Genomic DNA, 26,700 nt, shown 5'->3' with positions numbered 1-26,700 from the left:
GGGCAAGAAAATCACCGTCACACTGCTGCGTTATAGCGCTTTTCCACTTCATCCCAATTGATGGCATTCCAGAACGCCTCAATATATTCAGGACGTTTGTTCTGATGTTTCAGGTAGTAAGCATGCTCCCATACATCCAGCGCCAGGATGGGCGTACCTTTGTCCTTTACGATATTATGCATTAAGGGATTGTCCTGGTTGGGGGTATTGATGATCGCCAGCTTTTTACCTGGTGTAACGATCACCCAGGCCCAGCCTGATCCGAAAACGGTTTTTGCCGCATCATTGAACTTGGTCTGGAAAGCTTCCCAGCTGCCGAAAGCACTGGTGACCGCAGCCTTTATCTTGTCGGACGGAGTTTGCCTGGTGGGCGATAACAGCGTCCAGAAAAGGGAGTGGTTATAGTGTCCGCCACCGTTATTCCTGACAGCCTTGTCCTTATCGGTAACCTTGTTGAGTATCTGTTCCAGCGTAAGACTGGCAAATGTGCCTCCCGCGATGGCATCATTCAGGTTTTTCACATAAGCCGCATGGTGCTTATCATGGTGAATTTCCATGGTAAGCTTGTCAATGTTGGGTTCCAGCGCATCGTAGCCATAGGGTAATGCAGGAAGAACAAAGGGCGCTTTAGGATCGGTGAAGGCCGGTTGGCCGGGTGCAGCGGAAGAAGTAGCCAGGCTGCTCAACGGCCCGCTCAAAATGGCGGCGCCTGCGAGGCTGGTAAGCTTGAGAAATTCTCTCTTATCCATATTTATTATTTTAAATATATATTAGTGTATCATAAAGATCGAAGTCAGGCGCAAAAAGCCACAAATATTAAACCAAATCTCGCTGGTGGGAAGAGATGAAAAGTAATATTAAAAGTAAGCTAAAAGTATAAAAAGAGGGATTTAATATCAAAATAAAGGAAAACTTTTAGGTTGTTTTCGTATTAAATTACTATTTTACCTTACATTCATATCATGATTACAGTGGTGAATTGTAATTAATTTATGATTGCCAGACATATTTATCCCGGGCCTGGCAGGTAGAAAAGAGACCTGTTCATTAACCCGCCAATGCGCCAACATTAATTTACCGGCTACATAATACATAATTAATAAGAAGCAACTACTTTAGAGCAATAAGGAATTGCTGTATACAAGGACAAGACAAAGTAATCCAGTGCAGGCACGACGAAGCACTACCTCGATAAAGCAGGAAACATGATACAACAGTACCTCAGGCGACAACAGGATGAAAGCAATGACTATAAGCCTGTTTTTTATGATTTGAAGCAAACACAAGACCTTCAGGCTTTTGAAGCCCTTTTAACCTCCCGTCCTCATATCCGCATTAACGATAATATATACTCCCAGTTACGGGAGCTGATGAAAATCAGGAATCCTACTAAGCGGCTGACAGCAGAAGAATACGAAGAAAAGATCCAGTCCTATCTAGGCGATATTCCGATAGAAAAATTTGGCATTTGGGTATATTATTCCTGGATAGACCGTTTGGTGCACCTGGTGGACGAGGCTGATTTTATTGAGCTGCGCACCAGCCGGAACCAGCATAAGATTACCGCTGCTGAAATCAGCGTGTTGTCAAAAAAGAAAATAGGTATTGTGGGCTTGTCTGTAGGTCAATCGATCGCGCTAACGCTGGTGATGGAACGGATTTGCGGAGAGTTGCGGTTGGCGGATTTCGACAACCTTGAATTAACAAATATGAACCGGATCCGCTGCGGGGTTCATAACATCCAAACGTCCAAAGTGGTGATTGCCGCGCGTGAGATCGCGGAACTGGACCCTTTTATTAAAGTAAAGATCTTTAAAGATGGGATGACAGAAGCCAATATGGACGAATTTTTCACGGCAGACGGCGTATTGGATGTTTTTGTGGAGGAATGTGATGGTGTGGATATTAAAATATTAAGCCGGATTAAGGCAAAAGAATTAAAAATCCCGGTTGTAATGGAAATGAACGACCGGGGCATGATCGATATTGAGCGGTTTGACCTGGAGCCAGAGAGACCCCTGATGCACGGGCTGATCCCAGAAGTGGACATTGCAACACTGAAAGGCTTGACAGATGCGGAAAAGCTCCCTATTTTCAGTCCTATGCTAGCCCTTGAAAATGCGTCGGCAAAAATGAAGTTTTCCCTGGGAGAAATTGGGAAAACCATCACCACCTGGCCCCAGCTTGCATCTTCTGTGGTATTGGGAGGCGCGCTGGTGGCAGATACATGCCGGCGTATCATCCTGGATCAGCTAAAAAGTTCAGGCAGGTATTATATAGATTTTGAGCAGTTGATTGTTTAACGTACTTATGCCTTGTATAAGCGCTATTCCGCAATGTCATGATTAATGTAAGGGTATTTAGGGCTCCGGATGATCCTGAGGCGTGTATGAGATTTTACACCGGTCACCTCAAGTTGCTGGAAATTTATTTTGGCATAGCTCAGGTAACATCAGGGAGCGCTGATTGGATGCAACACGAAAACACAATAGTTATTATTGTTGAGGACGATACTCGTACCAAAACATACGGGGGAGCGCGTGTTCAGATTGCAGACGGCATATTGCCCCTGCCCATTGAAACAGCAATAGGTAAATACGACGAAAAGATATACTCATATGTAAAAAAAGGCAGTGCAGAGATATGTGGTATGTGGAACTCGAAAGAAGTAGCAGGAATGGGAATCGGCAGCCAGGTACTGGCCAGGGTGGGCGTAGTACTCGGCGCCCAGTTACCGATCGACACCTATCATGTACTGTGCGCACCTATTACCACGAGGGTTGGAAAGCGTGTGGGCTTTGTGATTGATGAATCGCTGGGCAACAATGGTACATTCTTTTATCCGAAAGATGACTTCCTCGCCACCGCGATGGTCATCAATGATCCCTATGCATTGCCCTATGCAGATCCGAAGGAAAAGCTGCTGATCGCCGATCTGCGTGAAAACCCGATTCAGTCGAAGATAGAAGTGGGCCCTAAAGGCTCCTATGAGGTAAACTACAGCCTTAAGATCCCTACACATGCTCATTCTACCACATGATCAGGTAATAAGGGCTGGTAATTATAAAAAATAAATATAAATTCAAGCCTCATAACTAATCTCATTAAGTGATGTTGTCTAAGATTGTTGTTTTGTGGTCAATCTTTACCTTGTCATTTCTGTTGAATACAACAGCGCAATCTGTTGTATACAAAAACAGTAAATCCCTGTTACAGATAGGTGGCCATCTTGAACTGTATACCGATAAAGATAACAGGCTTACGATCGACGACGTAAAGCAGATGGATTTCAAACCATCCGCACAGGAAGTACCTAATCTTCAGATCACCCCATATACGCAATGGGCGAAGGTCTCCATCATTAATGAATCGAATTCACATCACCTTTTACTCGAAGTAGAATACCCCATCATTGATGATATAACGCTCTATGAGGTGTTGTCCAACGGTACGGTTAAAAGTACCAGGCTGGGGGAATTCACGGCGTACAAAAACAGGGGGTATGACCATCAGAACTACCAGTTTCCCCTCGAAATTCCTACCGGCGAAACCAGGCAATATTACCTGAAGGTAAAGGCGGGCGAACAGCTGCAACTACCCGTTTATCTTGGTACCGCTGAAACGGTATACGATAAGAATAACAAACGGGAGCTGATTTTCGGTATATACGTTGGCGTTATCCTGGCAATGGGATTTTATAATCTTTTCATTTACATATCCACCCGGGACAATAGTTACTTGATTTACGTAAGCTATATCGTTTGCGTAGGAATGACGCAGGCAACCCTGCAGGGGTATTCTTTCCGTTTCCTGTATCCCAACAGTCCCTGGCTGGCCATGCATGCCACCGTACTGGTCCCGGTCTTCAACGGACTTACCGCTGTGGCGTTTATCCAGAAGTTTTTATCGACACATACCAATTACCGGCTGGGGCATAAACTGCTGAACATCGTAATGGGACTGTATGTGCTTTGCTTTATTCCTACTTTCCTGGATATGTACACCTATGCGCAGATCCTGGTACAACTCGACGCATTTCTGGCTGCCGTAATGGCCTTTGTGGTCGCTTACCGGATCAGCAGGAAAGGGGTAAATGCCGCACGTTTCTTCCTGCTGGCCTGGTCTATATTCCTGATCAGTATTTTTGTGTTTGTGCTGCGAAACTTCAATGTGCTGCCTTATAATAACTTTACCTACTATGCCTTGCAGATAGGTTCAGGACTGGAAGTACTGCTGCTGTCGTTTGCACTGGCGCATAAGATCAACGTGTTCAAAGCGGAAAAAGAAGCCTCTCAGCAAATGGCCCTGGCTATTTCCCAGGAAAATGAAAGGCTGGTAAGGGAACAGAATATCATACTGGAAACCAAAGTAAAAGACAGGACGGAAGACCTGCAGGCAACCAACCTGGAGCTGAACAATGCGCTGACGAACCTGAAAGAAGCGCAGACCCAGCTGGTAGAAAAAGAGAAAATGGCATCCCTCGGTCAGCTGACAGCGGGAATAGCGCATGAAATCAATAACCCGATCAACTTTGTCACCTCTAATATTAAACCGTTAAAACTTGATATCGCCGACCTGAAGGAGCTGTTGAACCGTTATGACGAGCTTCCCAACAGCGCTAACGTGCCTGAAACGCTCGCTGATATTGCCCTTTTCAAGAAAGAAATCGATATCGATTATATACACGAAGAAATTTCCTCCCTCATCAAAGGAATTGAAGACGGCGCCGCCCGCACAGCGGAAATTGTAAAGGGACTGCGGACCTTTAGCCGCCTGGATGAAAGCGATGTCAAGTCCATCGATATCCATGAAGGGCTGGATTCCACGCTGGTACTACTTCGCAACAGTATCCCCCAGTATGTTAACATCATAAAAGAATACGGCGATTTGCCGAAAATAGAGTGCTACGCCGGGAAAGTAAACCAGGTGTTTATGAATATTTTGTCAAATGCCCTCAACGCCATTAAAACCAAAAAAGAACATCATCATGAATTTATCTCCATAAAAACTCAACAGGAAGGTTCATTTATTGTTATTACCATTAAAGATACGGGTATTGGTATGTCCGAAAACGTAAAGGAAAAGATCTTTGACCCCTTCTTTACTACAAAGGATGTGGGTGAAGGTACAGGACTTGGGCTATCTATCGTATTCAGTATTATAGAAAAGCACAAGGGTAAAATTATCGTCAATTCCGCCCCCGGAGAAGGAGCAGAATTTATTATATATTTACCTCTTGATATAGCAAATCATTTATCGTAATTAACCGTAAGGTCTTTTTAATGAAAGAAAACCGCATAAGAATCTTATACATAGATGATGAAATTCATAACCTGAACGCATTCAAGGCGAGTTTCCGCAGAAGTTATGAAATTTACACTGCTACCTCAGCGCAGGAAGGGAAAACATTGCTGAAAGAGATCATGGTGCACATCATTATCGCCGATCAGAAAATGCCAGTATCTACAGGCGTAGAATTCTTCAATGAAATAAAAGACACCCTGCCCGACCCGATACGTATTTTGCTGACGGGTTATACTGATGTAGAAGATATCATCGATGCCATCAACAAAGGGCATATATACTCCTACATCAAAAAGCCATGGGATGAACATGAGCTGCACAAAACCATCAACAATGCCTATGAGATATACCGCACGCGTAAACAACTGCGGGAAAAGATAGAAGAGCTGGAGAAAACCAATGATGAGTTGAACCGCTTTATCTATTCCACTTCTCATGATCTGCGCTCGCCGCTGATGTCGGTATTGGGGATTATTAACCTGTCGAGGCTCGACAACTCCGTGGTAGATCCCAATGGCTACATTAATATGGTGGAAACCTGCGTGCTGAAACTCGACGACTTTATACAAAAGATCATAGAGTACTACCGCAATTCCCGCCTGGAAGTGGAATATGAAAAAATTGATTTCCGCAACCTGCTGAATGATTGTATTACGGCCTTTAAACCGCAGAACACTGACATTCGTTTTGAAACCCAGGTAGATCAGGCAGTCGACTTCCGCGGAGATACTTTCAGGATCAGCGTCATTTTGAACAATCTGATCTCCAATGCTGTTAAGTACCAAAAACCAGAAGAAACGGACCCGATGGTAAATCTGTCCGTTAAAGTAGAGCCACATAAAGCCACAATTAATATCCGCGACAATGGCATCGGTATTTTGAGTGAGCACCTGAACAATATTTTCAAGATGTTTTTCCGCTCCAAAAACAATAATAAACCAGGCAGCGGAATCGGGTTATATATTGTGAAAGAAGCACTCAGCAAAATAGGCGGAACAATTAATGTAGAGTCTAAATATGGTGAAGGCACCCAATTTGAAATTACCATCCCAAACAGAAATGAATTCGATACCTGACCTGCGCGTCATATTGATAGATGACAATGAGATTGATTTATTACTGCATGAAAAGTTGATTGGGTTTCAACAAATCAGCAGAACGGTACTTTCTTTTGTAAATGCCAACAAGGCACTGGAATTCTTATCTTCCAATATTGCCTTACCCAAAATACCGCCTACTGTTATTTTGTTGGATATACAAATGCCGGAGATGGATGGATTTGAATTCCTGCAGGCCTTTGATGCATATCCGCATAAAATCAAGTCACAATGCCATATCGTAATGGTGTCTTCCTCTCTTGATTATGGCGATATTACCCGCACCAACGCCAATCCTATGGTAATTAAATTACTTCGAAAACCCTTACTGCTAAAGGATTTAAAAGAAACAGTGGAAGGAATTTTCAAAGATTTTCTATAAAATGTTGGTGTTTACAGGAAAAAATATATTTTTGCACTCCCGAAAGGGGAAGTTTGAAATAAGACGGGGGATTAGCTCATCTGGTAGAGCGCAAGCATGGCATGTTTGAGGTGATCGGTTCGAGTCCGATATCCTCCACTGGAAAAAAAGCCTGTAAATCGTACGATTTACAGGTTTTTTTGTTTTTAGTTGCTTTTTCCCTGCCGGAGCGGTAGCACAATAATAAAGGCAGCCCCCTCCCCTTCCTTACTCCTGGCGGTAATAATGCCGCTATGTTTATCAATTACCTTTTTGGCAATGGCCAGTCCTATCCCCGTTCCTTCATAGAGGTCGGAAGTATGCAGGCGCTGGAAAATGGTAAATATTTTCGAGAGATATTTTTCGTTAAATCCTATTCCGTTGTCACGGATTACAATACGACAGTACCGGCCGCCGGCAAATGCAGCACTGTCGGGGTTCAAATCCGTTACCAGCTCGGCTGTGATATTGATTTCAGGTGCATTCTCCTTCCGCGAAAATTTCAACGCATTGCTGATAATATTCTGAAACACCTGCCTGATCTGCCCGGGAACGGCTTCAATATGAGGCATTTTTTCTACGGCAATCAACGCATCCCGTTCGGTGATCATCAATTCGAGGTCGCTCAGGATCTCCTTTACCACCTGGTTAAAATCGGTGATTTCGTATATGCTTGCCACCGACAAACGGGAATAGTTCAGCAGGTCGTTAATCAGCTTTGCCATGCGTTCTGACGACCCTACAATGCGCTCCATGTACGACAGGGCGTTAGGGTCGGCATGCAGGAACTTATCTCTGAGCATGGCCCCAAACAGCTGTATTTTCCGCAAAGGTTCCTTCAGGTCATGTGAAGCGACCGAAGCAAATTGCTGCAGGTCGTGATTACTGGCTTCCAGCGACTTATTGATCTCCCTCAGCTCTTCAGTTCTTTCCCGTACCTTTTGCTCCAGCATTTCATTCACCTGTTGCTGATGCGCAATGAGCGCTTCCTGTGCCAGTTTCCGCACCTCTACCTCCTCTTTAAGCGACTGGTGCATCTGTTTCAGTTCCTGCGACTGCTGGTAAAGCCGGGAAAAAGTTTTAACCTTCATCAGCAGGATATCCGGATCTACCGGCTTGGTGATATAATCGATACCACCGGAGTCATATCCCTTAACGATAAATCTTTTGTCTTTATTAACAGCCGACAAGAAGATGATAGGTATATCTTTTGCTTTACTGTGGCCCGACAGGGCTTCTGCCACCTCAAAGCCATCCATACTGGGCATTTGCACATCCAGGATGATGAGTGTATAATTATGTTTCAGAATTTTCCTGAGCGCTTCTTCTCCGGACAGGGCAGCATCCACTTCAAACTGATACAGTTCCAGCGTCTTCCTGATAGACAGTATGTTCTCCGGTTTATCATCTACAATTAAAATCATACGTCAAGCTTGTTTGTGGCGGCGGGTACAGGGAAAAATGCTGCCTTTGTTGCTTAAAAAAAGTTGGCACAAGAATCATACCCCGGCCATTTTGTTAATGAATGTAGCCATTTCCTGGGGTTGCAGGATAATATCTACGGGAGCCAGCTGAATAGCCTGACGCGGCATGTAGTCCACATCTGCCGTAGCCGGGTCCTGCACTGCGGTGGTACCTCCCGTCTCATGCACATCTATGAGTCCTTCCGTACCATCAGTATTGGCGCCCGAAAGCAGCAGGGCTGTCAGTTTATTGCCGTAAGCTATTGCAGCCGAAGTAAAGGTAACGTCTATACTCGGACGGCTGAAATTCACTTTCTCTGAATAGTCGAGCGATAAGGTATGATCTGATTCAATCAGCAGGTGATAATCAGCCGGCGCAATATAGATCACGCCACGCTCCAGCGGCTCTTTTTCGGCAGCTTCCCTCACGGGCAACGATGATTTGGCAGACAGCAATTCGGTTAACACAGATTCATAATGACTCTGCCGGTGCAAAACAATGATAATGGCTGCATTGAGCGAAGCAGCCAGGCCGGGTAACAGGGTTAAAATGGGTTGCAACCCTCCGGCAGAACCTCCTATTACAACTAAATACGGTGCTGTGATCATAAGGGCTTGTTTCTTTTTACAGTTGCACCTTTCTCCAGATTTTCTCTCTGTTTTCCAGTTGTTTGAACTTCCGGGTCACACTGGTAAAGTTAAGCGTTTCCTTGCTTCCGAGGGCCAGGAACCCCAGCTGTTCCAGGCTGTCACTGAATAAATTCAGCACCCTGTCCTGTAATTTTTTATTAAAGTAGATCAGCACATTCCGGCAAATGATCAGCTGGAATTCGTTGAAAGAACCATCCGTTACCAGGTTATGCGGCGAAAAAATGATTTTCTCCCCCAGGTCTTCCCGGAACTTGGCGTACTCGTAGTTAGCCGTATAATAAGATGAAAAGTCCTCTCTCCCTCCTGACTCCATATAATTGCGGGAATACTGCTGCATCTGTGAAAGCCGGAATATACCTTTTCTTCCCTTCTCCAATACACTGGCATTGATATCAGTAGCGTAGATCACGGCTTTGTGCAGCAGTTTGGCTTCTTTCAATAAAATAGCAAAGGAATATACTTCCTCTCCTGTAGCGCAGCCGGCATGCCATATCCGGATAAACGGATAAGTTGCCAGTACCGGCAATACGTGGGTACGCAAAGCCTGGTAGAAAGAAGGATCGCGAAACATCTCTGTTACGTTGACCGTTATTTCCTCTACAAAGCGCAGCGCATATGCCGGGTCAGAAATGATACGATAACGGTATTCCGCAAAACTGGGAAACCTGTCAACCTGGAACAGGTGATTAACCCGGCGGTTAATTGACGCCGGGGCATATTCCGTAAAATCATACCCATATCTTTCCAGCACATCATTTAGCAACAAGCTTACTTCCTGCTCACTTATCAGATTCCTGCTCACTTTTACACGGATAAATATTGTTGTAGCTGTACCAGTAATTCATCTACATCAATAGGTTTTGAAATATAGTTATCAGCACCCGCTTCCAGGCACTTTTCCCGGTCGCCAACCATGGCCTTGGCTGTAACGGCAATAACGGGTAACCGGCTGTTCCAGGGCATTGCCCTCAATGCCGAAATGGTTTCGTAGCCATCCATATCCGGCATCATTATATCCATCAGCACCACGCCCACGCGATGGCCGGCAGACAATAACTGCAGCGCTTCTGCACCGGTACCGGCAGATAAACAGGCAATGGATCTGGATCTTAATACCGCTTTCAGCGCAAAAATATTGCGCTGATCATCATCTATTATTAATACCTGCTTTTGTTCCATACGCTATTTCATCGCTTTATCGTATAACCATACCCGTAAGAGAGACAATAACTGGTCTACATCCACCGGTTTAGAAATATAGTCCGATGCTCCTGCCTGCAAACACTTCTCCCGGTCGCCCATCATCGCTTTAGCCGTAACGGCAATAATAGGCAGGTTTCTCATTTCCGGCTGTTTTCTGATCGCCGCAATGGCATCATAACCATCCATTTCCGGCATCATCATATCCATCAGCACCACATCTGCTGTATGTTCTTTCAGCTGCTGCAGTGCTTCTTTTCCATCTATGGCCGACAATACCTTCATCTGGTGTTTTTCCAGCGCTTTGGTTAAAGAGAAAATGTTGCGTACATCATCATCTGCGATCAATACTGTTTTATCTTTCAGTACTTCATTCAATACGCCCATTTTGCCGTTACCCCCTGCTGCTGCCGGGGCATTTTCGGATACCAGGTGCAGGAAAAGCGATACCTCATCCAGCATACGCTGATAGGAGTGTGCCGTTTTTACCACAATAGAATCTGCGTATTGCCGTATGCGTTGTTCTTCCGCTTTTGACAAACTTTTGCCCGTGAAAATGATGATGGGTAAGTTTTCCAGGCCCTTTATTTCCTTTACCATTTCCAGGGCTTCATATGCTTTTTCATCCGGAATACCCATATCCAGTATCACGCAATCCACGTCGTGCTGTTGCAGTAATGATACACCATCTGCAACACTATTGCTGATTTCAGAACTTACCTGGTAATTGCTGAGGAAGTAAGCCAGTGCTTTGGCATGTTTAGCATTTTCTTCCAGTATCAACACTTTTTTACTGGAGCGTTGCAATACAAATTCCATTTTTTCAAAAATCTGCTGCATGCTTTCCATGTCTACCGGTTTGCTGATAAAGTCAGCCGCTCCTTTCAGCAGGCTTTCCTTTTTGGCTTCCATAGAAGACATGATATGTACCGGGATAGGTCTTGTCAGCGGATCACTTTTCAGTTCTTCCATTACCTGCCAGCCGTCTTTTATCGGTAATTGAATATCCAGTAAAATACCGATCGGCTTATAGATGCGGGCCAGCTCCGCCGCTTCATCTCCGCGTACGGCAACAATTCCCTTATATCCCCTTACATGGGTAAAGTCGAGTAATGCCTTTGCGAAATGGGTATCATCTTCAACAATGAGTATCACCGCATCGCCTTTTTCAATTAAGCCGCGGTCATCAAAAATGCCTTCCGGAATGGTGGGCGACAGGAAACGGGATTGACCCGGGGCGCCCATTGCGTCTTCTACTACCGGCGACGGCAGTACGAAAGCATCTTTGACCGGCGTTATCATTTTGCGGTGTACCCGGATGGTTATAAAAAACTCACTGCCTTCATTGCTGTTGCTGGTTACGCCCAGTTGGCCGCCCAGCAGCTTGGCCAATTCACGGCTGATAGATAATCCCAGCCCGGTGCCGCCATATTTTCTTCGCGTGGATCCATCGGCCTGCTGAAAAGCTTCGAAGATCACCTGTTGTTTATCTTCCGGAATACCGATTCCGGTATCTTTTACCACAAACCGGATCGTTTGTGGTGTGTCGGCCATTTGCACTTCCAGTGTCACTGATCCGCGCGCGGTAAATTTCAGTGCATTGGACAACAGGTTTTTGAGTACCTGCTCCAGTCTTGCCTGGTCTGTTTCAATAGTACCGGGTACCCCGGCTGCTGTATGCAGTATTAGCTGTAATCCCTTTTCCCTGGCAATCGGCTCAAATAATGCCTGCATATTGGAGCAGATATCTGATACCGACACATTCCCAAACTCCAGTTCCATCTTACCGGATTCTATCTTCGACAGATCCAGTATTTCATCTATCAGCGTCAGCAATCCCTTACCGGAGCTGTTAATCACCTGGGCATATTCTACCTGGTCTCCATTCAGGTTATGATCATGATTTTCTGAGAGTAGTCTTGACAATAACAGGATAGAGTTTAACGGTGTACGCAGTTCATGCGACATATTCGCCAGGAACTCAGATTTGTACCTGGTACTGAGCGCCAGCTCCTCTGCTTTTTTGTGTATATCGAGGTTACGTTCTACGATGATCTGGTTTTTTTCTTCCAGCAGGCGGCTCCTTTCTTCCAGCTCTGCATTGGACTGCATCAGTTCTTCCTGTTGCACTTTCAGTTCTTCTTCCGACACCTGCAGTTTCTGTGTTTGTGCCTCCAGTTCTACGTTAAGACTTTCGAGTTCGCTGTGTTGAGTCTGGAGTTCTTCTGCCTGCGCCTGGGTTTCTTCCAGCAGTTCCTGCAGCCTGGTACGGCTGCGCGTACTTTGCAGCGCCACTGCAATATTTACAGCAGCCTGTTTCACGAAATCGAGCACGCTGTCTTTAAAAGGAAAGAGCGATCCTATTTCGATAACACCTTCTGTAATGCCGGCATGGATCAGGGGAATAATGAGTACATGGCCCGGTTGTCCGGCAGCGGCAGCGCCGGCGATATGCAGAAAATCGTTAGGCACTTCCCGCAGATACACAGGTTCTTTCTGCTGTACGCTTTGTCCGAGTAACGTTTTTCCTACTTCAATAACAGCAGGAGCCGGATATTGGGGCGACAGTGCATGTCCGGCGGTCAAGTGGAGCTCTCCCGCATATTTGATATAAATAACACCTGTTTGTGCGCCGGTATATGCTACAACGTCTGCAAGCGCATCGTTACTGAGAGTGGACATATCCTTTTCTCCCAGCAATATTTCGCTGATGCGGTTAAGACCGGATTGTATCCATATTTTCTGATCGTTCTGATAGCGGAGTGTTTTCAGATCGGCAGCCATCTGTACAATAGCATGTCCCAGCAGATCGCTGCTGCTACGCGGTTTCACATCTATGTTAAAGTTGCCCTTCCCGATACTGTCTGCCGCTTCTGTAAGTTCCTGGCTGGTTTGATCGATGGCTACAAACGACCGGGCCAGGCTTCCAACCGCATCTTTTGTATGTATTTCCGGAGCAGATCCGGGCACTCCCTTCGCGATGTTTACTGCGGCGGCGCGGAGTAATTCCAGGCTGTCTGTAATCCCCTTAATGGTGATGCTAACAAACGTAATCACGAGCACCACAATAAGTACCAGCGCTATAAGAAAACGGGTTTTAACATCATTTTCCTTTTTGGAGATGGCCCTGGCGTCCCTGCCTGCTTTATCAACGGTGGCCCGCTGCAACTGTTTGAGCTGGTCTACTGCCTGAGATGAATTATCCCACCAGGAATCAGCATTAAACAAGGTGTCAATTTTTCGTGCAGTAATAGTGCTGTTGATAAAATCTGTGGTGATCGTATATTCAGGCGTGGTTTCCATTTTCTGAAAATCCTTCACAATGACAGGTGAGGCTTTGTCTACCAGTTCAGCCCGCAGAGAATTATACATATCTGCGTTGTTTTCGATACGGGCAAAATCTTCGGGCCACACTTCCTTTTTCAACATGAAGTAATAAATATCCATGCGGATCATTCCCTGGTAGGCCGACATTTGCGCCAGCAGGTATTGTGCATTCATATCCTGTTGTACCCCTTTGAGTACAGGTATATCCGGAGTGTTGGTATTGGCCAGGTCGTTAAGCCGGAAAATGAGATTGGAGTAATAGTCGAGTACTTCCCGCTGAGGCATGCTTTTATTATCGATGTCTTTCCGTTTTTTGGGAAGCGTATTCAGTAACGAATACTGGAAAAAACGGCTATCGTTGGCCAGCAGCCGGCTTTTCACCGCATCAATGGCGAGGTCCGTTTTTGCCCGCTGGGTAAGCAGCTCATTAAGATTGCCGGTTTGCAATACATAGTTAACACTGCTTCTGCGCTCCATATGTATTTCATCCGCCACCTTCATGATGGTGGTGGCAGTGGTTACTTTTTGTACGAGGTTATCGATGGTGTCAATATCAGCACTTTGTTTATTGAATACTTCAACCCCAAAATAGATAAGACAAATTAATGGTATTACCGTTATTAACATCAGCTTTCGGGGCATGGGCAGCTGCATAAAAAATTTCTTCATTTGCCTGAGCTTGTTTAATTGTAAAGGGTGTCATATCTCCTGAACAGTATTCCTGCCCGCTTCCACACATTTCATTCCAAACGGTCAGCTAAATTGAATTATAATGATAATAAAATAACAACAAAATCATAAATTTGTCCCTATTCAAAAATGATATGCCTGATAGTTGTAAATATACCTCTGTACTTTTAATTGATGATGATATAGATGACAGGATGATATTTGGTGAAGTATTAAAAGAATTGGCACCCGATATCATATACCATGAAGCTATAAATGGAGAAGATGCTTTAATAAAGCTGGACAATGACCTTATCCCTGATCTTATATTCCTGGACCTGAATATGCCAAGAGTAGACGGAAAGCAGTTTCTAGCTGAAATACAGCGGATCAGCCATTTGAAGCACATACCCGTGATCATCTATTCCACCTCTTCACATGAGTCAGATAAAAAGGAGACCAGGGAACTGGGGGCCGTTTATTTTCTTACCAAGCCCAATAGTTTACATGAGTTAACACATATACTGACAGATATACTGCAGCAGAAACTGTTTTAAAAGAAAAGCCTCACAAGGAATTGTGAGGCAGCTTTTCTACCATTGTTACTATTTTTAAACCCTCATATATGCTCGCGCATATGCTTTGTTGAGGTAAAGATGGTTAATTCTGTATTTCCAAGTGTTAACCGGTTCTTAATAACAACAGCATTATAATTGTTTCACTATCTCTTCCAGCCATCCGGCTGTGTGAAAGTTTATTTTCACTTCCGGTTGTACGCCTTTATTGTCGATCCCTTGCCCTGCCGCCACCCTGCGGGAGCGGGTTACCGGGTAATCAATTGAAAATTCCGGCGCCAAAAATTTCACCATATTAACATGCGCATAATCGAGGGCGCCCGCCGAAGGGGCACCGAAAATCTTCACCTTTTTGCTCTGTGCGGCTTCGAGTAAAAATTGCTCTGCGGTATTACTGCACTTCCCATTAATAATGAGCCCAATTTTAGCCGGCGTAGCGAGCGGCGAAGGCAGAATCATGTTTTCATCCGGCCCCATGCTCACCAGCCTTCCCTGTAATCCGTCGCCCTGGTGCATTACATTCCGGAGCTGCTCTACGTATTCTTCGGGCAGTTTTCCGGCCTGTTCATCCAGTAACCGGCTCCAGGCCTTAATGTTATCGGGTGTGGCGTAAAAATCCACGCCAATGATCCTCACAGGCTGTGTATACAATACGGGGCGCAGGCGCTCAGTGAGCTTGTCAACGCCGGCTCCGTTGTCACGTATATCGATCAGCAGACGGGTATTTTTGCGGAGATATTCATCATTGGCATTGAGTACCGAATCGGCCAGGTAATAGTCGGCCGCGTCGAAACTACTGATGCGCAGATAGCCCGTACTGTCGTCTATCTCCCTAAAAAAGAAGCCGGCGGCGGGCATATCTCCAAAGGCGGGTGTTTCACGGGAGGCAGGAGTACGGAGTGCGCCCGGCTTTTGCCAACCGAGTGCCGACAGCCCATCACGCTGCCTGCCAATCGTTACCGTATCAAATGCCACGCGGTGATGCTGATAACTGATCAAATCGAATTTGTCGGTACCGCTGGCGGCCAGCTCGAAGATCACATCCCCGGGCTTCCACTCCGGTATGGCCGACTCAAGCACTACGGCGGCGTAAGTACGCAGCCCCCGCGGATGCCGGATCAGGGCTACTTTGTACATACTGTCGGCCTGGTAAATCCCCGCAATGGATGCGGGTGGCTGTTTGTCCAGCTGCTCCAGTTGTACCGGGGTGAGGGCAATTTTTTCAGTAACCGGCGTATAACCCGGTTTCAGCGTGAGATGCTGATCTTTGAAGAAGCGCAGGTACCGGTTAATCAGTAACAGGCAATGGGTAGCGCTCCTGATCGTAGCGGCCTGCAGCTGCTGCTTTGCAACCATAGCGGTATAAGCCTGCAGGGTAACCGGCGTTACCTTGTCAATAAATCCTACATAGTTTTTTCTCAGATAGACCTGTACGCTGTCAAATTTCTTTTTGCAATCACACTCCTGTGCATATAAAACCGTATTACACAGGAGTAATAACAATACTGTTATTGCTTTCATGGCAAAGGATTTGAGTGTTTCTGGCTGATAATAAATGGTCTTTAAATATATATCTTACCACGGACTATTCAGAATTTATTTATCATCCTGCGCCAATATTAATAAATTACACGTCCTAATTAACAGCATATGCATTTAGACGAACTGGAAAGGCTGTACAACGAACAGGCATATACCGAAGCAATAACAAAACTGGAAATATACTTGCAGGACAACCCCGGAGATACCCGGGGCTGGCAACTGCTGGGGCTATCCCAGCTGGAAAATGCCAAGGCAACGGATAACAGGGACCTGATTACGGCAATGTACGAGGCCGCATACGAGGCTTTCAGCCAGGTGTTGATACTTGACCCTTCCCATACCCAGGCGAGGGTACATCGCGCCTATATGGGCGCCAATGTAATGACCGATAAAGGAGACGAAACCATCAGCGACTGCGATATCCTGATTGCCGGCGGCGATGAGGAGCTGACTACCAAAGCATTACTTTACCGGTTCCAGGTATGGGTGCTGAAAAATGAAACAGAAAAAGCGCTGGCCGATATGCACCGGAACCTGCAGGTATATGAATCCCTGTATGCCGACGATCTGCCCCAGCTCAATGTAGCCCGGTTCCAATGTTATACCCGCATAGGAGACGTATACTACCATACCGAAAACAGACCCGCTGCACTCGAATATTATAAACTGGCCTTTGACTGTACCGTGTATAACAACCGGTTATTATCGACCACCTGGTTTGCACTGGACATGGCCGACTACGATTTTGCCGCCAGTATGCTGCAGATCATGATCAGCGCAGGAGAAAATACCCGGGACGAAATGCTGCGCCTGCTCAGACATATACAGCAGTTACTGACCGATGGCGTGCGTCATGCCACGCTGGCCAGGGAGTTTTGCAAAGGCACGACTGAATTCTGGCAGCAGTTTTATGGCGATGATGATGATGAAGGCACACTGGAACAGATTTCTACCGGGAAACGCTTTATAGCCCAGTATCCTGAAGAAGCTTATTTTTACCACTACACCGCTACCGCATTTTTTAATATTGGCAGTTACCAGGAAGCCCTTCCCTGGTACGAAAAATCGCTCGCGATAAAGCCATATCCATTCAGCATCGTAAGATGGTATTATACCAGCTATAAAGTAACCGGTCAGTTCCCCGAAAAATGGCCGGATATCACCCATAACATCCCATACGACTGGTACGCAGCAGGTGTCATTTTCAGTGAAATTATACAACTGGAAAAAGAAGACAACGCCAAACAATTTGCGATCCCGTTAAAGCGCTTTTTGTACAAGCAGGCCTTCGATATTTATCATGCTTACTGGTATGAGAATACCGGCAGTTCCTACTCCGGGCATCCCCACCATTTCGCTATGTGTTGCAACAACTATGGCATTGCACTTTACGAAGGGGGCATTTTCACAGAGGCGGTACATGTGCACACCATCGGGTATAACATGTCGCCATTCTGGGAGCAGCTGGAATCCAGGGCAGACGCCTATCACAGCATGGATAAACTGGCGGAAGCCATAGAGGACCGCCGCACCATACTGGCCAGCTTCCATAGTACGCTGCCGTTAACGTACTATGTTTCTATTCATGAGCGCATGATAGATGATTTATGTACACTGGAGCGCCATACCGAAGCACTGGACCTTTATGAAAAAATCCTCTCGGAATACAATAGCTGGATTGCCAGGGATATGGAGGAACTGGATGAATACGACCGTAACACCATCACCTACAATATAGACCGTATTAAAACCGGCCGGGCATTTATCAGAACCAACAGCGAGGATGATCTTTCCGAGCGTATACTGGCATTGGAAAGCCACCTCACCGAAAAGCCGGACGACAGCGATGCTTATTTTAACCTGATGTACCTGTACTTTGATAACGCGCAATACGAACACTGCATCGGCGCTATCAATAACCGGATTTCTATTGGCGGTGTATCGCAGCTGCCGGTGATTTCCCAGATGAAGATTTATTATTTCAGGGGAAAGGCGGCACTGAAACTTGGCAGGTATAAGGCAGCCATCTCCGATATGCAGCATACACTGGATATCATGGGAGCCGGCGATGCCGCTGATAATTCACCCAACTACCGGTTTGGGGTATACGCATTTATGGCCGAAGCATGGCTGGGAGAAAAAGCGTATGAAAAGTGCCTGGACTATGGCGCCCAATGCCTTAATATTTACGCGTCCAACAACTGGGCATGGGATACAGAAGCATCTGCTGTCAGATACACTATGGCATTGGCTTACGAGGCCAAAGGCGACCTTAGCTCCTGCAGAAAACTGATAGACCAGATCGTAGCGAATGATCCCGGTTTTCAACCGGCGGCAGAGAAAAAAAACGAGCTGAGAGGAGGAGGAATATTTTCTTTCTTTAGAAAGAAGAAGTAGCGAAAGCAGCGAACCAGCTTTTAGCCATTAGCTTTTAGCAAGCGAAGACCAAACTTTTATTACTTCTTCGCTTGCTAAAAGCTAAAAACTGCTTCGCTGCATTCACTAAAAGCTAACAGCTAATAGCTAAAAGCTACATCGGCATCGGTTTATTGTAGCTCACCATCCAGTGCATGCCGAACTTATCTGTGAGCTGTCCGTAGCGATGCGCCCAGAATGTTTCCTGCAACGGCATTTTTATATTTCCGCCGTCAGACAACTTACTGAATAATCTTTCTGCTTCTTCTACAGAATCCACTCCCAGTGCCATTTCTACGGCGTCGCCGTTGGCCGGGGCAGGACCCATCATACCATCAGAAGCCATCAGCGCAAAACCAGGTGTTTGCAGAAAGGCATGCATCACCAGGTTAGCTGATTCCGGCGGCATTTGCTCTTTCATGGGAGAATCGCCCAGGGTCATGATCTTCAGATCACCGCCCAATATTTCGTGGTAGTAATTCATTGCCTCCCGGCAGTTGTTGTGGAAAAGGAGATAAGTAGTTAAGCTTGTAGCCATGACAAATGTTTTAGGGTAAGAAAATGGAATTCCAGGTGAATAATAAAGTTAACTAAAACTATACCTACTTCAAATTAACTTATCAATACTTTATTTCTTACCAGCAGGCAGGCGCCTATAATGCCCGCGCGCTCTCCCAGGCTCGACATTTTTAGTTTGGAATCATTGCTCACGAGGCTGAGTGAATATTTCTTCATCGCACTTTTAATAGGAAGACGTATATGATCCTTTGTGGCAGCCAGGGCGCCGCCCAGGATGACCAGCTCCGGGTTGAAGATATTCATCAGCAAGGCCACGCCACGACCCAGGTTCTCCCCTACTTTGGCGATCAGTTCTATGGCCAGCATATCGTCGTTATTGGCGGCCTCGATGATATCGTGGAGGTGAATGTCTTCCGGCGACTGATAAGTACGGGTGAGCATGGATGAAGATCCTGCCGCCAGCTTTTGCCGGAACATGTTAACCAGCGCCCAGCCGGAGGCTTCCGTTTCAAGACATCCCTTCTTCCCGCAATGACAAATAATTTCATTGTCGAACATGGGAATATGTCCCACCTCACCACTGTAGCCGGATTTACCATAGTAAAGCGCTCCGTTGATCAGCACCCCCATTCCTATTCCATAATCCAGGTTGAGGAACAGCACATTGCGTTCGCTGTTTACCAGGTCAGAACAAAATTCTCCATAAGCCATTGCACGGGAGTCATTTTCCAGGAAAACCCGGATGCCTACTTTAGCGGCAATGACTTCGCTCAGCGGTTTATCATCAAAATAAAAAAGGCTGTAGTTGTACCCGGTAGCGTAGTTGATACGCCCGGCAATATTGATCCCGATACCGAGGATCTTCTCTTTAGGTACGGTTAACCCATCGATGAAATTATTAATGAGCCGGCACAACTGCTCCAGGGAAGCTTCCGTGTTATCCAGTTCATAGGGCAGCGCTTCCACCGTGGTGACCAGGTTTTTATGCAGGTCGGACAGGCCCAGGTTAAGATGATCCTGTTTCACATCCACCCCAATGAAGAAGGCCGAATCCGGCACAAGACCATACAGGTTGGGCTTACGGCCGCCGGTCGATTCTATTTTCCCATAGTCCTTTACCAGCCCGTCGGTGATCAGATCGTTCACCAGGGTGGTTACCTTGGGTGTGCTCAGGTTTAATTCTTTGCACAGGTCGGCAATAGTGGCATTGCCGGAGTTGGCAAAATAGGCCAGGGCAGCCTTTTTCAGGTTGATATTCTTATAGGCTACACCAGTGGCTCCCGCACTGTTTAGCTCTTCAAAAAAGGTTTTAGCCATAGCATCAGATCAACTTTTACAGTAATTGCTCTCCAATTTAAGCAGCTAATTCTAATTTTTTTTAAAATCAAGGCAGAAAGGCCGGTAAAGTTGTCTTATAAATGATTTTGTTAATTCGCAAAAAACAATACCTTTGCAATCCTTTTTAAGGAGGAAAATAACGTATTTTCGCGGGCCTTCGGGGATCGCGGGATACAGGAAAAACAAGTTCTTTTTTATTTTTGCGGATGTGATGAAATTGGTAGACATGCCAGACTTAGGATCTGGTGCCGCGAGGCATGGGGGTTCGAGTCCCTTCATCCGCACTTTCTGACTTTAACTGCCCGTTAAAAGTCAACACATTTTACCTTATATGGCCAATGGCCGCTTTACCAAACAGCCGTTTTGATCCCCAGGCCTGATATTCACGCAATCTTCTTTTTTCTTTTTATTTGAACATGATTTCCCTGTGCGCAGGCGTTTCCCGGCTGGTTGCATATTAAGGGAGATAAACCACGCCACCACGATAACGTATATACGATTACTGAATTATTCATGTCCCTGCAACCGGCCGTGTATCCGTCCTGTTGCAGGCGCCGGCATAAACAGCCTCACATTAAATTGCTTGTTAAAGTAATATTCCAACTTATCGACTTGCCGTTTTTCAGCATATATTTATTGTTTATCAATAAATATTTATTATTTTGCGGCAAATACCTATAAATCGTGTTTGTTATGAAGAAAAAATTCCGCCCAGATCTTATCAACACCGGTGTACTCATTTTATTCCTGCTGGTCATTGGTTTCCTGCTGTTGTCCATATTTGCCCCTTTCAGCCGTAAGGTTAAAACGGTTACGGCCAACGCCATTAATTCCCAACTGACAAGCGATACTATTGCCGACCCCATGCAGCTTCCTGTGCCGGATGACACCAGTACTATGACTTATGGAGAATTCCGTATGCTGCAAACGAAGCAGGAGCAGTGGAAGCATAACCGGGAAACGATTAACCGCGGCACTTTTGGCAATTCCGCCAACTTTGCACTTCTCGGTTTTAGCGCTATCAGGGAGTGTGATACCTGTACCACCTTTTCCTTCGAGGGCCCCGCTAAATATTACCTGATGCTGCCCGGGTACAAAATGGAGGGAAGATTCAATAAATACTATGTAGATAAAGGCAGGTATTGGTTAAAATATGTAGTTTGGGACAAGCCCAACGAAGGACATTATGAACAGAAGGAATTACCATTCAGATTTTCATTTAGCGACGAAGGTTTCTCGTTTTACGCAATAAAAGGGAATGTCCTGATACCGGTCAGTAAAAAAACCTATGACCTTATATACTGGCCAATCATTGTTATATCTATCATCATCTTGATAGGTTTGCTTTACGTTTATTTTGCGATCCCGGCCAGAATACTCTTACATATTTCCAGGGGTGAAATTTTCACACCAAAACATGTACGGCAATTGTACCTGGTGGCTGGCTGCATGCTGGGCTTGCCCGTTCTGATAATACTGTTTCAGTGGCTGCTCAAACTGGCATTTCATGAGTATATCACCGCTGATGTTCAGTTGGCAACGATTAGCACCTTCTTTGATTACAAGTACCTGTTAATGGCCGGACTGGTATTCCTCGCTATTGCCAAAGCGTTTAATAAAGGGCTGTTGCTGCAGCACGAACAGGATCTCACCGTTTAAAACACTTGTATGCCTATTGTTGTCAATCTGGACGTGATGCTGGGAAAACGGAAGATGTCGCTCACCGAATTAAGTAGCAGCATAGATATTACCCTTTCCAATCTCAGTATTTTAAAGAGCGGAAAAGCGAAGGCGATTCGCTTTTCCACGCTGGATGAGATTTGCAGGGTGCTGGAATGCCAGCCTGGAGACATACTGGAATACTTAAACCCGGAAGAATACCAAAAGCTGATGGGATAGTATGTATATAACTGTTAACCAACCCTTTACCCCCGAACGGGGCTGGCCATAAAAAAACTATCTATAAATCTCAAAAAAACTTACTTTTGCCGTCCTTTTCCGACCTTAAATCTGAGTTTCAGGTGGGACGGATAAGGGGCAGGAATTGAAAGGATTCTCTTCAAACGTATAATATTCTGTGGCAATGCGTCAATATGGCAACGTGATAATGCTATGCTCTCCCTCACTTTCATTGTCACCCTTTGTCATGTTCAGACACAGTTTCACCTGATTTTATCCTGAATTGGCCTCCTGCCATTCCTTCTTGCCGTTGTGACTTCATGGCAGAAAAACAAACAAGGAATCATTATTGCTTCTTAAAGAACACTTTATACAATTCAATTATGGCAACCGTTACGAGAGAAAACATTGGTTTATTGAACGATAAGATCACTGTGAAAGTGAGCACGGAAGACTATCTTCCTAATTTTGACAAAGCAGTAAAGCAATTCAGCAAAAATGCCAACATACCCGGCTTCCGTAAAGGAATGGTCCCAGCAGGTATGGTTAAGAAAATGCACGGTCAGGCTATCTTTGGTGATGAAATCCTGAAAACTGTAGAAAGGGAATTAATGGGTTTTGTACAGACAGAGAAGCTGGAAATCTTCGGCCAGCCGCTGTCACTGGACAAAGAGGCGAAGAACCTGGATTTCAGTAACCCGACAGAATACGCATTCGAATTTGAAGTAGGCCTGAAGCCTTCATTTGCTGTTACTCCACTGGAAAGCAACAAAACCACCCTTACTAAATATAAAGTAGCGGTTACCGACGAAATGGTAAACGACGAAGTGCAGCGTTTACAGCTGAAAGGTGGTAAAACTACCGAGCCGGAAACAATTACTTCAGAAGATAACGTGATTAACGTTAAATTCGAAGAATCTGATGCAAAAGGCAACGTAGTAGAAGGTGGTATCGTAAAAGAGAACGCCCTGCTGGTAAAATACTTCGCACCGGCTATCCAGGCTGAACTGCAGGGTAAGAAAAACGAAGACAGCATTGTATTTCAACTCGCTACTTCTTTTGACGAGCAGCGCTTGGGCTGGATCCTCAAAGATCTGGGCTTTGAAGCAACTGATAAAGAAGCAGCAAACAAATATTTCAAACTGACCATTACCAAAGTTGGTTTGATCGAGAAAAGAGAACTGAACGAAGAGTTCTTCAAAGAAGTTTATCCGGGAGAAGAGATCACTACAGAAGAAGCTTTCCGTGCTAAACTGAAGGAAGAAATCGGAAAATACTGGGATTCTGAAAGCCGTAACCACCTTCATAATGACCTGTTTGAGGTACTGGTACACGAAACGCCGATAGATTTACCAAAGGATTTCCTCAAGCGCTGGCTGCAGGTTGGCGGTGAAAAACCAAAAACTGCGGAAGAAGCCGAAAAAGAATTCCCGAGTTTCGACCACCAATTACGTTGGACACTGATCAGCGATAAACTGGTTAAAGAAAATAAACTGGAAGTTTCTTTCGAAGACCTGAAAGAAAATGCCAAACAAAAAGTATTAGGCTACTATGGCGGCGCCGCTGCTGATGGAGCAGAATGGTTAGACAGCTACCTGGATCGCCTGTTACAGGATGAGAAATTTGTAGACCAGACTTACCGTGAAATGATCACTGCCAAGTTATTTGACTGGGCTGAAGCGAAGGTGAACGTGAAAGAAGAGGAAATCAAAGCAGAAGATTTTGTTAATTTACCTCATAAACATCACCATCATGAACATTAATAATGAATTTAGAAAATATGCCATCCAGCATCGGGGAATCAGTAGCCTGGTAGTAGATAGTTACGCTAAAAGCCACCAGTTAAACAGCCTGACTCCTTACATTCTTGAAGAGCGTCAGTTGAATATGCAACAGATGGACGTTTTCTCCAGGTTGATGGCTGATCGTATTATTTTCCTCGGAGATCCTGTAAACGACTACGTGGCAAACGTTATTACCGCGCAGCTGCTGTTCCTGGAATCTTCTGACCGTACCCGCGATATCCAGATGTACATCAACAGCCCCGGTGGTAGTGTGTATGCCGGTTTGGGTATTTATGATACCATGCAGGTGGTTTCTCCTGAAATCGCTACTATCTGTACAGGTATGGCAGCCTCTTTCGGCGCTGTATTACTGGTAGCAGGCGCTAAAGGAAAACGCACCGCACTGAAGCATGCCCGCGTAATGATTCACCAGCCTCATGGCGGTGCGGAAGGCCAGACTTCAGACATCGAAATCACTGCACGTGAGTTCGTGAAACTGAAAAAGGAACTGAACGAAATCATTGCCGGTCACTGCGGACAGCCTGTTAAGAAAGTAGAAAAAGACTCTGACCGTGACTACTGGATGACTGCGGATGAAGCAAAAGAATACGGCATCATCGATGACGTACTCCAGAAAAATCCAAAGAAAAATCTGGATACACCACAGTAAAAGCTTAAAGCTCAAGGCATAAAGCTCAAAGCTATTGTAGCGAAGGATATAGCGAATTTTTAACACATATCGCCACAATCATTCGCTACAATAGCTTTGAGCTTTATGCTTTAAGCTTGACGCTAATAAGACTTATGCTTTCGGCTATTTAGTGTAAATTTGTACCCCCTGTAATACTATTGCAGGCAATGATAGTTTCGTAGAAAAATAATCTATTCCGAAATGAAAGAATCAAAAATTCGTTGCTCCTTTTGCAGCCGCTCTAAAGAAGAAGTGCAGATATTGATTGCCGGCGCAGAAGGGCACATTTGTGAAAACTGTGTAGCCAATGCGCAGGAAATAATTGACCAGGAGCTCTTTACTCCCGGCAAAAAAGCTGCCGCCGTAACACCACACTTCGCCCCTAAAGTGTCTAAACCTATTGACATGAAGAAATTCCTGGACGAGTATGTAATCGGACAGGACGATGCAAAGAAAATACTGGCCGTAGCAGTGTACAACCACTACAAACGGCTGAACCAACAAATAGGTGATGATGAAGTGGAAATTGAAAAATCCAATATCATCATGGTCGGCGAAACCGGTACAGGTAAAACCCTCCTCGCCAAATCGATCGCCAAACAATTAAACGTTCCCTTCGCTATCGTAGATGCGACCGTTTTTACAGAAGCAGGGTATGTGGGTGAAGACGTGGAAAGTATCCTCAGCCGCCTGTTACAGGTATGTAACTACGATGTGGAAGCAGCTGAACGCGGTATTGTATACATCGATGAAATTGATAAAATTGCCCGCAAAAGCGATAATCCTTCCATCACCCGTGATGTAAGCGGCGAAGGCGTGCAACAAGGCCTCCTGAAACTGCTGGAAGGAACTGAAGTACTGGTACCTCCGCAGGGCGGCCGTAAACACCCTGAACAGAAACTGATCAAACTGAACACACAAAATATTCTCTTCATCTGCGGTGGCGCATTTGACGGTGTGGAAAAAATTATCAGCAGAAGAATCCAAACCCATTCTATCGGCTTTACGGTTAACAAGGAAAAAGAAGAAGAAAACAGAAAACAGATCCTGCGTTACATCAACTCACAGGACCTGAAATCCTTTGGTCTGATTCCTGAATTACTGGGCCGTTTACCGGTAGTTACCTATCTGAACTCCCTGGACAGAGATACCCTGAAACTGATCTTAACAGCCCCTAAAAATGCGCTGGTAAAACAATACAAGAAACTGTTCAAGGTAGAAAACATCGATCTGCAGGTAGAGGAAGAAGCGATCGATTATATAGTGGATAAAGCAATGGAATATAAGCTGGGTGCCCGCGGACTACGCTCCATTTGTGAAGTGGTGCTGAGTGATGCCATGTATGAGCTGCCGTCTGCCAATGAAACCACCTTTAATCTTACCAGGGAGTACGCCCAGTCAAAACTGGAACAATCCACCCTTGTGAAATTGAAAGTAGCCTAACCATTTCCGGTAATCCCGGAAATGGCAACACTATCTCTAACCATAAAAACACTATTTATGCAGGAACTCATTCAGCAATTACAGGAAAAAGCCGGATTGACCGCCGAACAGGCAGCACAGTCCATTGATGTGATCAAGGAATATGTGAAAGGCAAATTACCTCCGTTTATTGCGGGTACAGTTGATAACTGGTTTGCAGGTATGTCTGATAAAGCCGAAGGCAAAAAGGCAGGTTTGATGGATCAGGCAGGTGATTTCCTGGAGAATGTGAAAGATAAGGCAGAGGATTGGGCAGAAGAAGCAAAGGATAAGGTGTCCGACTTCTTCAACAAAGAGAAAAAGTAAGAACGAACTACGAATCTCAAATTACGAATTACGGCGTT

At 45.4% G+C, this 26,700-nt stretch carries 22 protein-coding genes and 2 tRNA genes; 15 read left to right on the top strand and 9 right to left on the bottom strand.

The window, feature by feature from the left end; all coding sequences use genetic code 11:
- Positions 1 to 17: 17 nt before the first annotated feature.
- Positions 18 to 749 carry a superoxide dismutase gene (locus tag KE626_RS15795; RefSeq protein ID WP_211973871.1) on the bottom strand — a complete coding sequence of 244 codons (732 nt, stop codon included), beginning with the start codon at positions 747 to 749 and terminating at the stop codon, positions 18 to 20.
- 456 nt (positions 750 to 1,205) lie between these two features.
- Here KE626_RS15795 and KE626_RS15790 point away from each other — a divergent pair, with 456 nt between their 5' ends.
- The 6 genes from KE626_RS15790 to KE626_RS15765 all read left to right on the top strand — a co-directional run bounded on the left by KE626_RS15790 (position 1,206) and on the right by KE626_RS15765 (position 6,921).
- Positions 1,206 to 2,303: a ThiF family adenylyltransferase gene (locus KE626_RS15790; RefSeq protein ID WP_211973870.1), complete on the top strand. Its 1,098-nt coding sequence runs from the start codon at positions 1,206 to 1,208 to the stop codon at positions 2,301 to 2,303.
- 86 nt (positions 2,304 to 2,389) lie between these two features.
- Complete coding sequence (locus KE626_RS15785) at positions 2,390 to 3,040, top strand: hypothetical protein (protein WP_249207487.1); 651 nt, start codon at positions 2,390 to 2,392, stop codon at positions 3,038 to 3,040.
- Positions 3,041 to 3,132: 92 nt separating this feature from the next.
- Positions 3,133 to 5,262, top strand: coding sequence for a sensor histidine kinase (locus KE626_RS34875; protein ID WP_211973868.1), 2,130 nt, complete (start codon positions 3,133 to 3,135; stop codon positions 5,260 to 5,262).
- A gap of 20 nt (positions 5,263 to 5,282) precedes the next feature.
- Entirely contained in the window at positions 5,283 to 6,380 is a 1,098-nt protein-coding gene (locus KE626_RS15775) for a hybrid sensor histidine kinase/response regulator (RefSeq protein WP_211973867.1), read from the top strand.
- Entirely contained in the window at positions 6,364 to 6,783 is a 420-nt protein-coding gene (locus tag KE626_RS15770) for a response regulator (RefSeq protein WP_211973866.1), read from the top strand. Before KE626_RS15775 ends, KE626_RS15770 begins: the two co-directional genes overlap by 17 nt.
- 65 nt (positions 6,784 to 6,848) lie before the next feature.
- A tRNA-Ala gene (locus KE626_RS15765) sits at positions 6,849 to 6,921 on the top strand.
- 47 nt (positions 6,922 to 6,968) lie between these two features.
- Here KE626_RS15765 and KE626_RS15760 read toward each other — a convergent pair.
- From KE626_RS15760 to KE626_RS15740, 5 genes are all read right to left on the bottom strand, one after another.
- Positions 6,969 to 8,225: a hybrid sensor histidine kinase/response regulator gene (locus tag KE626_RS15760; protein WP_211973865.1), complete on the bottom strand. Its 1,257-nt coding sequence runs from the start codon at positions 8,223 to 8,225 to the stop codon at positions 6,969 to 6,971.
- 75 nt (positions 8,226 to 8,300) lie between these two features.
- Entirely contained in the window at positions 8,301 to 8,873 is a 573-nt protein-coding gene (locus KE626_RS15755; RefSeq protein WP_211973864.1) for a chemotaxis protein CheB, read from the bottom strand.
- Between the two features lie 16 nt (positions 8,874 to 8,889).
- Positions 8,890 to 9,717, bottom strand: a complete 828-nt coding sequence (locus tag KE626_RS15750) for a CheR family methyltransferase (RefSeq protein WP_346344422.1) — start codon at positions 9,715 to 9,717, stop codon at positions 8,890 to 8,892.
- Between the two features lie 2 nt (positions 9,718 to 9,719).
- Positions 9,720 to 10,094 (bottom strand): response regulator, encoded by a 375-nt coding sequence (locus KE626_RS15745; protein WP_211973863.1) that lies wholly within the window; start codon positions 10,092 to 10,094, stop codon positions 9,720 to 9,722.
- Positions 10,095 to 10,097: 3 nt separating this feature from the next.
- Positions 10,098 to 14,111 (bottom strand): response regulator, encoded by a 4,014-nt coding sequence (locus tag KE626_RS15740; RefSeq protein ID WP_211973862.1) that lies wholly within the window; start codon positions 14,109 to 14,111, stop codon positions 10,098 to 10,100.
- 134 nt (positions 14,112 to 14,245) lie between these two features.
- Between KE626_RS15740 and KE626_RS15735 the strand changes: the two genes are divergently transcribed.
- Positions 14,246 to 14,668: a response regulator gene (locus KE626_RS15735; RefSeq protein ID WP_211973861.1), complete on the top strand. Its 423-nt coding sequence runs from the start codon at positions 14,246 to 14,248 to the stop codon at positions 14,666 to 14,668.
- A 150-nt stretch (positions 14,669 to 14,818) separates the two neighbouring features.
- Here KE626_RS15735 and KE626_RS15730 read toward each other — a convergent pair whose 3' ends face one another.
- Positions 14,819 to 16,207, bottom strand: coding sequence for a S41 family peptidase (locus KE626_RS15730; RefSeq protein WP_211973860.1), 1,389 nt, complete (start codon positions 16,205 to 16,207; stop codon positions 14,819 to 14,821).
- Between the two features lie 129 nt (positions 16,208 to 16,336).
- Here KE626_RS15730 and KE626_RS15725 point away from each other — a divergent pair, with 129 nt between their 5' ends.
- On the top strand, positions 16,337 to 18,625 hold the full coding sequence (locus tag KE626_RS15725; protein ID WP_211973859.1) for a tetratricopeptide repeat protein: 2,289 nt from the start codon (positions 16,337 to 16,339) through the stop codon (positions 18,623 to 18,625).
- A gap of 133 nt (positions 18,626 to 18,758) precedes the next feature.
- Here KE626_RS15725 and KE626_RS15720 read toward each other — a convergent pair whose 3' ends face one another.
- Together KE626_RS15720 and KE626_RS15715 are read right to left on the bottom strand one after the other, a co-directional pair.
- Positions 18,759 to 19,181 carry a VOC family protein gene (locus tag KE626_RS15720; RefSeq protein ID WP_211973858.1) on the bottom strand — a complete coding sequence of 141 codons (423 nt, stop codon included), beginning with the start codon at positions 19,179 to 19,181 and terminating at the stop codon, positions 18,759 to 18,761.
- Between the two features lie 74 nt (positions 19,182 to 19,255).
- Complete coding sequence (locus tag KE626_RS15715; RefSeq protein WP_211973857.1) at positions 19,256 to 20,479, bottom strand: ROK family transcriptional regulator; 1,224 nt, start codon at positions 20,477 to 20,479, stop codon at positions 19,256 to 19,258.
- Positions 20,480 to 20,702: 223 nt separating this feature from the next.
- Between KE626_RS15715 and KE626_RS15710 the strand changes: the two genes are divergently transcribed.
- The 7 genes from KE626_RS15710 to KE626_RS15680 all read left to right on the top strand — a co-directional run bounded on the left by KE626_RS15710 (position 20,703) and on the right by KE626_RS15680 (position 26,662).
- Positions 20,703 to 20,784: transfer RNA gene (locus tag KE626_RS15710), tRNA-Leu, on the top strand.
- Positions 20,785 to 21,193: 409 nt separating this feature from the next.
- Positions 21,194 to 22,159: a DUF2975 domain-containing protein gene (locus KE626_RS15705; protein WP_211973856.1), complete on the top strand. Its 966-nt coding sequence runs from the start codon at positions 21,194 to 21,196 to the stop codon at positions 22,157 to 22,159.
- A 9-nt stretch (positions 22,160 to 22,168) separates the two neighbouring features.
- Positions 22,169 to 22,399: a helix-turn-helix domain-containing protein gene (locus tag KE626_RS15700; protein WP_211973855.1), complete on the top strand. Its 231-nt coding sequence runs from the start codon at positions 22,169 to 22,171 to the stop codon at positions 22,397 to 22,399.
- A 383-nt stretch (positions 22,400 to 22,782) separates the two neighbouring features.
- The gene (gene tig / locus KE626_RS15695; RefSeq protein WP_211973854.1) at positions 22,783 to 24,162 is read left to right on the top strand and encodes a trigger factor; all 1,380 of its coding nucleotides are present in this window, start codon (positions 22,783 to 22,785) and stop codon (positions 24,160 to 24,162) included.
- A complete protein-coding gene (gene clpP, locus KE626_RS15690) occupies positions 24,152 to 24,853 on the top strand; it encodes an ATP-dependent Clp endopeptidase proteolytic subunit ClpP (RefSeq protein ID WP_211973853.1) in 702 nt (233 codons plus the stop codon). Before tig ends, clpP begins: the two co-directional genes overlap by 11 nt.
- Before the next feature lie 222 nt (positions 24,854 to 25,075).
- Complete coding sequence (gene clpX, locus KE626_RS15685) at positions 25,076 to 26,317, top strand: ATP-dependent Clp protease ATP-binding subunit ClpX (protein ID WP_211973852.1); 1,242 nt, start codon at positions 25,076 to 25,078, stop codon at positions 26,315 to 26,317.
- 57 nt (positions 26,318 to 26,374) lie between these two features.
- A complete protein-coding gene (locus tag KE626_RS15680) occupies positions 26,375 to 26,662 on the top strand; it encodes a hypothetical protein (RefSeq protein ID WP_211973851.1) in 288 nt (95 codons plus the stop codon).
- The last annotated feature ends 38 nt before the right edge of the window (positions 26,663 to 26,700 follow it).

This window comes from Chitinophaga hostae, assembly GCF_018224885.1.
GTDB lineage: Bacteria > Bacteroidota > Bacteroidia > Chitinophagales > Chitinophagaceae > Chitinophaga > Chitinophaga hostae.
This window is presented reverse-complemented; position numbering and strand designations above follow the sequence as displayed.

Excerpts from the sequence above, each read along its gene's own strand:
- KE626_RS15795 (WP_211973871.1), bottom strand. The coding sequence starts at position 749 with ATGGATAAGAGAGAATTTCTCAAGCTTACCAGCCTCGCAGGCGCCGCC.
- KE626_RS15790 (WP_211973870.1), top strand. The coding sequence starts at position 1,206 with ATGATACAACAGTACCTCAGGCGACAACAGGATGAAAGCAATGACTAT.
- KE626_RS15785 (WP_249207487.1), top strand. The coding sequence starts at position 2,390 with ATGAGATTTTACACCGGTCACCTCAAGTTGCTGGAAATTTATTTTGGC.
- KE626_RS15775 (WP_211973867.1), top strand. The coding sequence starts at position 5,283 with ATGAAAGAAAACCGCATAAGAATCTTATACATAGATGATGAAATTCAT.
- KE626_RS15770 (WP_211973866.1), top strand. The coding sequence starts at position 6,364 with ATGAATTCGATACCTGACCTGCGCGTCATATTGATAGATGACAATGAG.
- KE626_RS15760 (WP_211973865.1), bottom strand. The coding sequence starts at position 8,225 with ATGATTTTAATTGTAGATGATAAACCGGAGAACATACTGTCTATCAGG.
- KE626_RS15755 (WP_211973864.1), bottom strand. The coding sequence starts at position 8,873 with ATGATCACAGCACCGTATTTAGTTGTAATAGGAGGTTCTGCCGGAGGG.
- KE626_RS15745 (WP_211973863.1), bottom strand. The coding sequence starts at position 10,094 with ATGGAACAAAAGCAGGTATTAATAATAGATGATGATCAGCGCAATATT.
- KE626_RS15740 (WP_211973862.1), bottom strand. The coding sequence starts at position 14,111 with ATGAAGAAATTTTTTATGCAGCTGCCCATGCCCCGAAAGCTGATGTTA.
- KE626_RS15730 (WP_211973860.1), bottom strand. The coding sequence starts at position 16,207 with ATGAAAGCAATAACAGTATTGTTATTACTCCTGTGTAATACGGTTTTA.
- KE626_RS15725 (WP_211973859.1), top strand. The coding sequence starts at position 16,337 with ATGCATTTAGACGAACTGGAAAGGCTGTACAACGAACAGGCATATACC.
- KE626_RS15720 (WP_211973858.1), bottom strand. The coding sequence starts at position 19,181 with ATGGCTACAAGCTTAACTACTTATCTCCTTTTCCACAACAACTGCCGG.
- KE626_RS15715 (WP_211973857.1), bottom strand. The coding sequence starts at position 20,479 with ATGGCTAAAACCTTTTTTGAAGAGCTAAACAGTGCGGGAGCCACTGGT.
- KE626_RS15705 (WP_211973856.1), top strand. The coding sequence starts at position 21,194 with ATGAAGAAAAAATTCCGCCCAGATCTTATCAACACCGGTGTACTCATT.
- KE626_RS15700 (WP_211973855.1), top strand. The coding sequence starts at position 22,169 with ATGCCTATTGTTGTCAATCTGGACGTGATGCTGGGAAAACGGAAGATG.
- tig (WP_211973854.1), top strand. The coding sequence starts at position 22,783 with ATGGCAACCGTTACGAGAGAAAACATTGGTTTATTGAACGATAAGATC.
- clpP (WP_211973853.1), top strand. The coding sequence starts at position 24,152 with ATGAACATTAATAATGAATTTAGAAAATATGCCATCCAGCATCGGGGA.
- clpX (WP_211973852.1), top strand. The coding sequence starts at position 25,076 with ATGAAAGAATCAAAAATTCGTTGCTCCTTTTGCAGCCGCTCTAAAGAA.
- KE626_RS15680 (WP_211973851.1), top strand. The coding sequence starts at position 26,375 with ATGCAGGAACTCATTCAGCAATTACAGGAAAAAGCCGGATTGACCGCC.